The sequence below is a fragment of the Nocardia sp. NPDC058497 genome (assembly GCF_042720195.1).
Taxonomy (GTDB): domain Bacteria; phylum Actinomycetota; class Actinomycetes; order Mycobacteriales; family Mycobacteriaceae; genus Nocardia.
Genome location: NZ_JBHXMY010000210.1, coordinates 1 through 9309, shown reverse-complemented (window position 1 = coordinate 9309; position 9309 = coordinate 1). Strand labels below are relative to the sequence as shown.

10 protein-coding genes and 1 pseudogene are annotated in these 9309 nt (G+C 65.9%); 4 read left to right on the top strand and 7 right to left on the bottom strand.

Features of this window, described 5'->3' with window-relative positions; all coding sequences use genetic code 11:
* Together ACFWPJ_RS16175 and ACFWPJ_RS16170 are read left to right on the top strand one after the other, a co-directional pair.
* Nucleotides 1-1098 (top strand): serine hydrolase domain-containing protein (locus tag ACFWPJ_RS16175; RefSeq protein WP_378852002.1); only part of this gene is annotated, 1098 nt, incomplete at its 5' end.
* A 3-nt stretch (nucleotides 1099-1101) separates the two neighbouring features.
* On the top strand, nucleotides 1102-1896 hold the full coding sequence (locus tag ACFWPJ_RS16170; protein WP_378852000.1) for a class I SAM-dependent methyltransferase: 795 nt from the start codon (nucleotides 1102-1104) through the stop codon (nucleotides 1894-1896).
* A 67-nt stretch (nucleotides 1897-1963) separates the two neighbouring features.
* Here ACFWPJ_RS16170 and ACFWPJ_RS16165 read toward each other — a convergent pair whose 3' ends face one another.
* A complete protein-coding gene (locus tag ACFWPJ_RS16165) occupies nucleotides 1964-3649 on the bottom strand; it encodes a DUF885 domain-containing protein (protein ID WP_378851997.1) in 1686 nt (561 codons plus the stop codon).
* A gap of 186 nt (nucleotides 3650-3835) precedes the next feature.
* Here ACFWPJ_RS16165 and ACFWPJ_RS16160 point away from each other — a divergent pair, with 186 nt between their 5' ends.
* Nucleotides 3836-4726, top strand: a complete 891-nt coding sequence (locus ACFWPJ_RS16160) for an alpha/beta fold hydrolase (RefSeq protein WP_378851994.1) — start codon at nucleotides 3836-3838, stop codon at nucleotides 4724-4726.
* Nucleotides 4727-4822: 96 nt separating this feature from the next.
* The gene (locus ACFWPJ_RS16155) at nucleotides 4823-5683 is read left to right on the top strand and encodes an SDR family NAD(P)-dependent oxidoreductase (protein WP_378851991.1); all 861 of its coding nucleotides are present in this window, start codon (nucleotides 4823-4825) and stop codon (nucleotides 5681-5683) included.
* Nucleotides 5684-5840: 157 nt separating this feature from the next.
* Here ACFWPJ_RS16155 and ACFWPJ_RS16150 read toward each other — a convergent pair whose 3' ends face one another.
* The 6 genes and pseudogenes from ACFWPJ_RS16150 to ACFWPJ_RS16125 form a co-directional block, all read right to left on the bottom strand.
* Nucleotides 5841-6017 carry a hypothetical protein gene (locus ACFWPJ_RS16150; protein WP_378852005.1) on the bottom strand — a complete coding sequence of 59 codons (177 nt, stop codon included), beginning with the start codon at nucleotides 6015-6017 and terminating at the stop codon, nucleotides 5841-5843.
* Nucleotides 6018-6093: 76 nt separating this feature from the next.
* Nucleotides 6094-6507 carry a hypothetical protein gene (locus ACFWPJ_RS16145; protein WP_378851988.1) on the bottom strand — a complete coding sequence of 138 codons (414 nt, stop codon included), beginning with the start codon at nucleotides 6505-6507 and terminating at the stop codon, nucleotides 6094-6096.
* Nucleotides 6508-6903: 396 nt separating this feature from the next.
* Nucleotides 6904-7248 carry a hypothetical protein gene (locus ACFWPJ_RS16140; protein WP_378851985.1) on the bottom strand — a complete coding sequence of 115 codons (345 nt, stop codon included), beginning with the start codon at nucleotides 7246-7248 and terminating at the stop codon, nucleotides 6904-6906.
* A gap of 174 nt (nucleotides 7249-7422) precedes the next feature.
* Nucleotides 7423-7806 carry a DoxX family protein gene (locus ACFWPJ_RS16135; protein ID WP_378851983.1) on the bottom strand — a complete coding sequence of 128 codons (384 nt, stop codon included), beginning with the start codon at nucleotides 7804-7806 and terminating at the stop codon, nucleotides 7423-7425.
* Nucleotides 7807-7832: 26 nt separating this feature from the next.
* Nucleotides 7833-8762 (bottom strand): RNA polymerase sigma-70 factor, encoded by a 930-nt coding sequence (locus tag ACFWPJ_RS16130; RefSeq protein WP_378851980.1) that lies wholly within the window; start codon nucleotides 8760-8762, stop codon nucleotides 7833-7835.
* Between the two features lie 16 nt (nucleotides 8763-8778).
* A pseudogene (locus tag ACFWPJ_RS16125) lies at nucleotides 8779-9309 on the bottom strand (FAD-dependent oxidoreductase); the annotation flags it as partial.

The window sequence follows — 9309 nt, the reverse complement described above, 5'->3', positions numbered from 1 at the left end:
GAAGCGCACCTGAAGTCGGTGATCGTGCGCGTGACGGTCGACGGCGAAGAGATCGTCACCGAGGCCCGAGGCGAGTCCATGACGGGCGTGCCCGCCACCACCGATATGCACTTCCGCAACGGCGCCGTCGCGATCTCCTACGTGTCGACCCTGCTGCTGATCCTGGCCGACGAGCGGAAACTGAGCCTCGACGACAAGCTCTCGAAATACCTGCCCGACATTCCCGAGGCCGACCGCGTGAATCTGCGTCAGCTGGCCCAGATGACTTCGGGCTATCACGATTTCGTGCTCGGGAACGAGAAATTCGCGGAGATCGCCTACGCGGATCCGTACAAGGCGTGGACCACCCAGGAACAACTCGCGCTCGCGATCGACGACCCACTGTGGTTCGAGCCCGGAACCAACTGGGCCTACGCCCACACCAACTACGTCCTCCTCGGCTTGGCGCTGGAGAAGGTCACCGGTAAATCGCTCGCGGATGCCTTGCAGGAGAAGGTCCTCGGCCCGCTCGGCCTGAAGAACACGGTGCCGAACCTCACGCCCTATATCCCCGAGCCGGTCCTGCACTCGTTCACCTCGGAACGACGCGAGTACTTCGAACTGGCGCCCGACGTCCCGTTCTACGAGGAATCGACCTACTGGAATCCGTCGTGGACGATCAGCCACGGCGCTATCCAGACGAGCAACATCTACGACCTGGCGCGAAGTGCCGTCGCCATCGGCAGCGGCGAACTGCTGTCCGAGCAGTCGTACCGGGTGATGACGACCACGGACCTGCGCGGCAAGACGACAGCGGTGCCCGGTTGCGTCAACTGCCGCCCGCTCGACGATTTCCAGACCTACGGTCTCGGCCTGTGGCTCACCGGCGACTGGTCCTACCAGAACCCACTGTTCTACGGCGGCGCCGCGGTCAACGCCTACCTGCCGTCGCGGAAGATCGCGATCGCGGTCGCCGTCACCTTCCTGCCCGAAGCGTTCAGCTCCTCGGGCGGCTACTCGAACGGGGGTGACGCGCTGTTCCGCAAGATCGGTGCGTACCTCGCCCCGGACGACGCCCCGCCGGTCAAGCGGGATATTCCGCCGCAGGGCGGGTCGTAGCCGATGGCCGACTGGGACGGCGCGGGCTACGCCAACATCAGTGGACTCCAGCGTGCGATGGCGACGGACGCGGTGGAATCCGTCGCGGTGGCGGGTGCCGAGAACGTGCTCGACGTGGGTTGTGGCGACGGCTTTGTGACGCGCCTGATCGCGGCGCGGGTGCCCGGGGGTTCCGTGCTCGGCATCGACCCGTCGCCGCGGATGATCGAGGCGGCCCGGACGGCCGACGACCAGCTCACCAACGTCGACTTCCAGGTCGGCGATGTCACGACGATGACCTTCACCCGCGACTTCGGCCTCGTCGTCTCGTTCAACGCGCTGCACTGGGTTGCCGACCAGGAGATCGCCTACCGGCACATCGCCGCGGCACTCGCTCCCGGCGGACGGGTGCTCGTGCAGTATGTCTGCGGCGGACCTCGCCCGAGCGTCGAGGACATCGCGATGGCGGTCACCAGAGATGGTCGTTGGTCGGCAGCGTTCGCCGAATTCGCGCGCCCCTACGTGCATATCGAACCCGACGCGCTGACCTCGATCGCGGCGCGTGCGGACCTCGAGGTCACCGCGCAATCCGTGACCGACCGAGAATGGGACTTCGGCTCACGCGAAGCCTTCGCCCGCTGGTGCACGGTCGGATTCGCGGACTGGACCGCCCGTCTACCCGCCGTTGACGTCCCCGTCTTCGTGGATGAGGTCGTCGACCGCTACGAAGCCGTCGTCGGCCGGCCAGGACTGTTCCGCTTCCTGCAGTTGCGGGCCGAGCTGCGACGGACCGCCCTCCGATCTTCGTCACCGCGATAATTCCGACCGCGTCGAATTCAGCCGATATCCCAGCTGGATGGCAGTGATCGGACTGTCCGGGTGACCGTCAGCCTTCCCTGTCGGCGAGCTGCGCGCGCAGCGTATCCAGGCCCATTCCACCCATTCGCAACGCGCGGGTGTGGAATGCCTTCAGCGAGAAGGATTCTCCCGCGCGGGCCCGCGCCTCGTCACGCGCGGCGAGCCATCCGCGCTCACCCAATTTGTACGCGGGCGCCTGACCAGGCCAGCCCAGGTAGCGGTCGATCTCGAACCGCGCCCTGGCCGGCTCGGTCAGCGTGCGGGTCAGCAGGAATTCCAGCCCGAGGTCCGGTGTCCAGCGTTCCCCCTCGTGGAATCCGGTACCCGCCGGAATCTCCAACTCCAGGTGCATGCCGATATCCACGATCACCCGCGCGGCGCGGAGCAGCTGCTCGCAGAGCATGCCGAACAGATTTCCGTCATCGCTCAGGTAGCCGAGTTCGTGCATGAGCCGCTCGGCGTAGAGCGCCCAGCCCTCACCGTGCCCGTCGACGAACGACAGCATCCGCTGGTACCTGTTCAGCGTGTCCGCCGCGAGAACCGCGGTCGCGACCTGCAGGTGATGGCCCGGCACACCTTCGTGATAGACGACGCTGACCTCACGCCAGGTGGTGAACTGCTCCTTGCCCGGCTCCAGCGACCACCACATGCGCCCCGGCCGCCGGAAGTCCTCACTCGGCCCGAGGTAGTACGCGCCGACACCACCGCCCGGCGGCGCGATCTTGCACTCCAGCCGGGCGATCTCATCGGGAATGTCGAAGTGAGTGCCGCGCAAAGCCTTCAGCGCCGCATCCGAGGTGCGCTGCAACCATGCTTCGAACACCGCCACCCCGTGCAGCCGATACTTCGGATCGGCGTCGAGCACCGCCGCTGTCTCGACCAGTGTCGCGCCCGGAGCGATACGCGCGGCGACAGCGCGCATTTCGGCTTCGATCCCGGAGAACTCGCGCCACCCCCAGGCATAGGCTTCCCGCAGATCGACGTCGGCCCCGGTGAAATAGCGCGACCAGAGCCGATAGGTATTCTCGCCCACCGCATCCAGGACGGGAGCCCGCGGCGCGAGCTCGGCGCGCAAGAATCCGGCGAACTCGGCATAGGCCGACTCGGCCGCGTGCGCGGCCCGTTCCAGCTCATCCAGCGGAGCATCCGCCACGCCGCGAGCACCGGCGATCAAGGCGGTGAAGAAACCCACGTCACCGCGGCATCCCGCCCACGTCTCGGCCTGCTCGGCGGTCTTGTCGATCTGCCGCCGCGCGGATATCCGGCCGCTGTCAGCCGCCACCAGCAGCGAAGCCCGCACGCCGAGAAGGGCTTCGGGCACCTGTCCGAGCCGCGCGGCGATCACCGCCCACTCCGCGCCCGTGCCGGTGGCCATCAGATCGAACACCATCCGGATGTCCTGGACCGGGCTGGCGATCACATTGAGCGAGGCGAGCCGGAGACCGGCCTCCTGCGTCTCGATCTCGACCCCGATGCGCTCACAGAACACCGCTTTCGCGACCCGCTCGCTGTCTGTCATCGGCTCGGTCGCCAGCATGGCGCGCAACGCCTTCCGGGCGATTCCCACCCGAACCCCATGTCCCGCAGCCGAATAGTCGGTCAGCCGATCCTCATGCCCGGCGAGACCGAACAGAGTCGCCATCACCGGATCGGCCGCCGCGTACTCGTCGACGAACCGATCGCAGATCTGATGTACCCCCGGGGCAGCATCCATGTCCGCAGACTAACGGTGGCGCGGAGTATGGCCTCCAAGTCCTTGGTCAGGTCGGGGCGTTCGAGGGGTCATAGCACGAACTTTGACAAGACGACACGTCTCGTCTTGACAAGCCGGGCGGGCATGGTGCAGAGTTCTCTTCATCAACGAGACGCAACGTCTCGTTCCAGAAGTGGAGGAGTGCTCATGACCCGCGCACACACCGGCAACGTCGGCCCGGCCTCGAAGTCCACCCACGCCGCACCCACACGGAGCACTCTGATGAACACCGTCACCACCTCGACCACTTCCGCCTGGACCGGAATGGTCACCGTCGACGACACCGCGCTCGCGGTGACCGACACCGGAGGCACCGGCCGGACCGTCGTCTACCTCAACGGCGCCTACGCCGACCAGTCGCATTGGCGGCCGGTGATCGACGAACTCGGAACCGGCTTCCGCCACATCACCTTCGACGAACGGGCCAGGGGCAAGTCGAAGACCTCGGCCGACTACTCCTTCGAGGCGTGCGTGCGTGATGTCGACGCCGTCCTGGCCGCCCGCGGGGTGACCGACCGGCCGATCCTGGTGGGCTGGTCCTACGGTGCGACGACCGCGGTGCACTGGGCCGAGCGAAACCCCGGCCGCACCGTCGGTGTGGTGTGCGTGGACGGTGCGATGCCCTACGGCCTGACCGGCGAGGAAGGCCGCGAACGAATCCGGAAGCTGTTCCGCCGCATGCGATTCGTTCTCCCGCTGACCCGCCCGTTCGGCATGGCCGCGCGGATGAGCGCCGACGAGCACGCCGAGGTCAATATCGAGATCAACGAGCTGGTCGCCGCCATCGCACCGGTGCTCGACCGGGTCGCCGACCCGGTGCGGTACGTGCTCGCCACGGGCGCGAATCTCGGTGGCGGCCAAGAGGAGATGGAGGCGGTGCGCGCCTCGCTCGACCCGGTGCTCGCCCGCAATCCGAACATCACGGTGAGCGCGAAGGTCCCGAGCAACCACTCCAAGATCCTCCGCAAGGACTTCCGTGCGGTCGCCGAGGCCGTCCGCGAAACGGTCGCTCGAGCACCGCGATCCGCAGAGCGCTGACGGCCACGACTACCGCTACAGCACCGTTCAGTTCACCGAGTTGGGATCTGCTGACCGATGCTGAAGAGTTGCTCATCCACACGAAAGGAATTTCCGTTGCCCAGAACCTGGTTCATCACCGGCGCCAATCGCGGTCTCGGCCGCGCGTTCACCGTCGCGGCCCTGGCCGCCGGCGACACCGTCGTCGCGACCGCCCGCGACCCGCACACCATGTCCGACCTCACCGACGCGCGACTCACGGTGCTGCCCCTCGACGTGCGTGACCGCGATCAGGTATTCGCCACCGTGGCCAAGGCATTCGACGTCACCGGCCGCATCGACGTCCTCGTCAACAATGCCGGCTACGGACTCGTCGGCGCGCTCGAGGAACTGAGCGAAACCCAGATCCGCGACCAGATGGACACCAACTTCTATGGTGCCCTGTGGGTTTCACAGGCCGCGCTCCCGTATCTGCGCGCGCAGGCGTCCGGCCACATCGTGCAGATCTCGACGGTCGGCGCGGTCGGCTCCCTGCCGCTGTTCAGCATGTACAACGCCAGCAAGTGGGCGCTCGAAGGCTTCAGCGCCTCCCTCGCCGACGAACTGCGCCCCTTCGGCGTCAAGGTCACCCTCGCCCAGATGGGCGGCTTCGACACCGACTGGGCCAAGTCGAGCATGAAGTTCGCCGACGGTATCCCGGCGTATTCCGCGGTCCGCGAATCCATTCTCGGCACGCCGGACTACCCGGACATGTCGGCCCCCGCCGCCGAGGACACCGCGTCCGAACCGGCGGCCGACAACGAATGGGCCGAACCCGCACCGGAAGTCGCCGCCGCCGGCCTGCTGGCCCTCGTCGACGACCCGAACCCGCCGCTGCGCAGAGTCATCGGACCCGGCGCGCATCAGATGGTCGCCATGGCCCTCGACGCCCGCCGCCGGGACTACATCACCGACCCCGAATTCACCTGGCCCGCCTGACCGTAGACTGCGGCCGGTTCCCGCCTATGGCCAGATCGCGGCCGGCGTCATCGCGGCGGGCCATGGCAGTTGCGCCGAACAGGCCATCACGATGGGGTTTTCCGCGCCGTGGTGCGGGAATCTGGTCGTGCGGGCGGCGGATGCCCTTCCGGATCCGCTATCCGAACGCTGTTGTCGATGGGCGACGGTGATGGTGGGGCCATTGCGCGCCGGTGATCGCGTAGATCAGGTTGATCAGCGTCATAGTGACGTTTTCGCGCTGACTCATGCGGTTGGCGGCCATCACGCCTGCGTATCCGCCACCGATGACGACCACTTCGGTGCTTGCGGTCATGGTGTTTCTCCTTTTACTGCGAAGTTCGGGCATAAGACACCGCGTGACGAGCCTGCGTGACAACGAGCGACGCGGTTCACTCGTTGGTGTCTGCACGTGCCTCCATCAGTGAACGCACGAACATCAGGTGTGACGGCAACGCTCGATCCCACACGGCCGATGCGGCCGGGTCGTGAAACTGGACGAAAGTTGCCAGAAGGACACCCTTTTCATCGCATCGGAATAGCAGCTGTCCTTCGAAACCGAGCGCGGACTCCGCTTGCAGCAGGGCGTGATCGGGGCCGGTGCGCACGATTGCCCACCCCGCGACGGTGCGCTCAGTGCCGCCCGGAGCCAAGCGCAAATCGATAGAGCTCCACGCCTGTTCGAGCCTCATCCGCATCTCGGCGGGCACATCCTCGATGATCGCCCTGGCCCATTGTTCGGGCGAATGATCGGCCGCGCGGTCAGTGCGCAGCAGGTGCGCGTCGCTGTGCCCGATGTCGGTCATCCCCGGTTCCACATGCACTTCACCCCGACCGGATCATCCTGGATCAACCAGGTCGAGCGGTGGTTCGGCTTCCTGACCGACTAGAAGATCCGCCGTGGTGCTCACGCCAGTGTGCAGTCGCTAGAGAAGGACATCCCTTCCTGGATCGCGGAGTGGAACGCGCACCTCCGCCCGTTTCTCTGGACCAAGACCGCCGAGGAGATCCTGGAGTCCCTGGCTCGATACTGTCGCCGCATTTCCGGCGCAGGAAACTAGGCCACCAAGCTCACCCGCCTGCGCCTGATTCAACCGGGACTGTCCCGCTGCCACCGGATGCGGCGGAGTCGGTGAAATGCCGTCGGCCACTGCATGTCGCGATCATTTTGCTCGCAATCGGGATATCAGCAAAGAATATTATCAGCCGAACCAGACCAGGAGCATTGAGCCGACTTCTAACGTAAGCGCAATGGCGCCCAAGGTAATGCCTAAGGACGCCACTCGTTTTCCAGTTCCGGTCCCCCTCCGCACTTTGACCTGCGCGCCGATGCCGAGGGTCACGGCGAAGAACCCGAGCAGCACCCCCGCGCAAGAAACCGGTGCGACCGATATCAAGGTTATCCAGAAGTACCACTCTTCGTCGCTGAAGGCGACAAACACAAAAGCCGCGACCATCAGACAAAACGACAGCACAGCAAGGATTCCCAAGGTCCGCGAGAGTTCAGCAAACGCCCTGCTCTTATCGCGCTGCGCTTCCTCAGCCATGGCGGGCCTCCTCTTCCTTGCAACGACCGTAACTTCCCATGCTGCCACCGGCGGCGACAGCGGAGTCGGCTTCGCCTTGGCCCGACACCTCGCCGCCACCGGTGCTTACGTTCTGATCTGCGGGCGCGACCCCAGCGGCTGGCGAACGCAGCCGACTGGAGGATCTACCGTTGCTCAGCCGGTGAACGGTTCGAGGGCGAAACGACCCCAAGCGACGAAGACAGCGACCGCTAGGTAGACAGCGTTGACCGCGACCAGCGCGATTTGGCCGAGGCGGCCGTGGGTGATCATGGCGCCGATCATGAGCGCCACCCAGCACGTCGCGGTGACCGCAACCATGATCGGCGCGATATCGAGCACGGCGGGCAGGATCAGTCCCGCTGCGGCGAGTAGTTCGGCGATTCCAATTGCTTTGATGAAGCCGGGACTGACAGCGCGGGCCCATTCGCCGCCGCGCTGGGCGGCAAGCTTCGTCTGGGGAATGAAAGTTTTGGAGATTCCCCCACCGAGAGCGACAACGGCGAGCAGTCCGGTCGCGATCCAAATGCTGATGTTCATGGGTTTTCCTATTCAGTGGAGATTGTTCACCGCAGGGTCAGCGGGTTCTCGGATTTGGTGTGGGTCAATTTGGCTGGATTGCGGACGAAGTAGAGACCGGTGATGTGGTCGCCCTCGACACTGATGGCGAGGATGCCGTCGAACTCGCCGTCGACGTGGACAGCCAGCGCCGCGTTTCCATTGACGGTCACTGGTTCGCAAGTCAGCGTGACGGCGTTCTTACCGAGCCCACCGGTGATGAAGCGAACCACCTTCGCGGCGCCGGTGATCGGCCGGACGGCGGCCCGTTTGACCCCGCCACCGTCGCTGACGAGGACGACATCGGGGGCAAGGACATCGAGCAGCAGCTGAGGGTCGCCGGTTTCGAGGGCGCGCCGCAACGATTCCGTCATTTTGCGGGCTGCAGCTGCCGAGACCGTCCGATGTGGGCGGCGAACAGCGATATGGCGGCGGGCGCGGAGCGCGATCTGACGCACCGTCGCAGCGGGCCTACCGACCGCGTCGGCGATCTCGTCGTAGCCGAGGTCGAACGCTTCGCGCAAGACATACACCACACGCTCGGTCGGTGTGAGTGTCTCGAGGACAAGCATCAGCGCCATCGACAAGCTCTCAGCGAGCTCGAGATCGTGCACGGCGTCTGGTGCGGTCAACAGCGGTTCGGGCAGCCACACGCCGACGTAGACTTCCCTACGGCGCTTGCTTGACCGCAAGTGGTTGAGCGAGAGACGGGTGATCGTCCGTACCAGATAGGCGCGCGCGTCGTTGACCTGGTCGACGTCGACTGTGTGCCAGCGCAACCACGTCTCCTGCAACACGTCCTCGGCGCCGGCAGCGGATCCGAGCATCTCATAGGCGACGGTGAACAGCAGGCTGCGGTTGGCAAGGAAGGCTTCGGTCGCCTCGCGAGCGCTGACGGACCGACACGTCGGCCCGTCAGGCTCGGATGGGATGCTCACGGAATTACCACAGGTCCTAGGCGACCGGAATCGCTGTGTTCGCGCGTTCGGCCAGCAAGGCAGGGCGGTACTTGCCGTCCTTGAACCAGTGGTGCGAGCCGGGCTTGGCCGCCTCGGTCAGCAGGTGCGTGATCCCGGCTGAGCAGGCGAATTCCTTGAGCTTGCGGCCGATCGATCCGCTGGCGTACATGCGGGTCGACGTCTCGTTCTTGCGGCCGATCTGGTAGATCCCGGCGTTGCGGCCGAAGCTCAGGCACATCGCGGGGAACGACATGTCGATCGGCGTCACAGGTTCGCCCGCGATCCGATGCAGCAGCGTGTCGGCGGCGTGCGCGCCGAGGCTGTACGCGCTGTAGGCGCTCATCCGGAACGGCAGGTCCGATGGTGCCGACGAATCGCCGGCCGCGACGATGCGCTCGTCATCGATGCTGGTCAGTGTCTCATCGGTGAGCAGTCGACCGGCCGCGTCAGTGCTCAGCCCGCTCCGGAAAGCCAGGTCGGGAACGCTGAAGCCGGCCGACCAGATGGTGACCGCACTGTCCAGGAT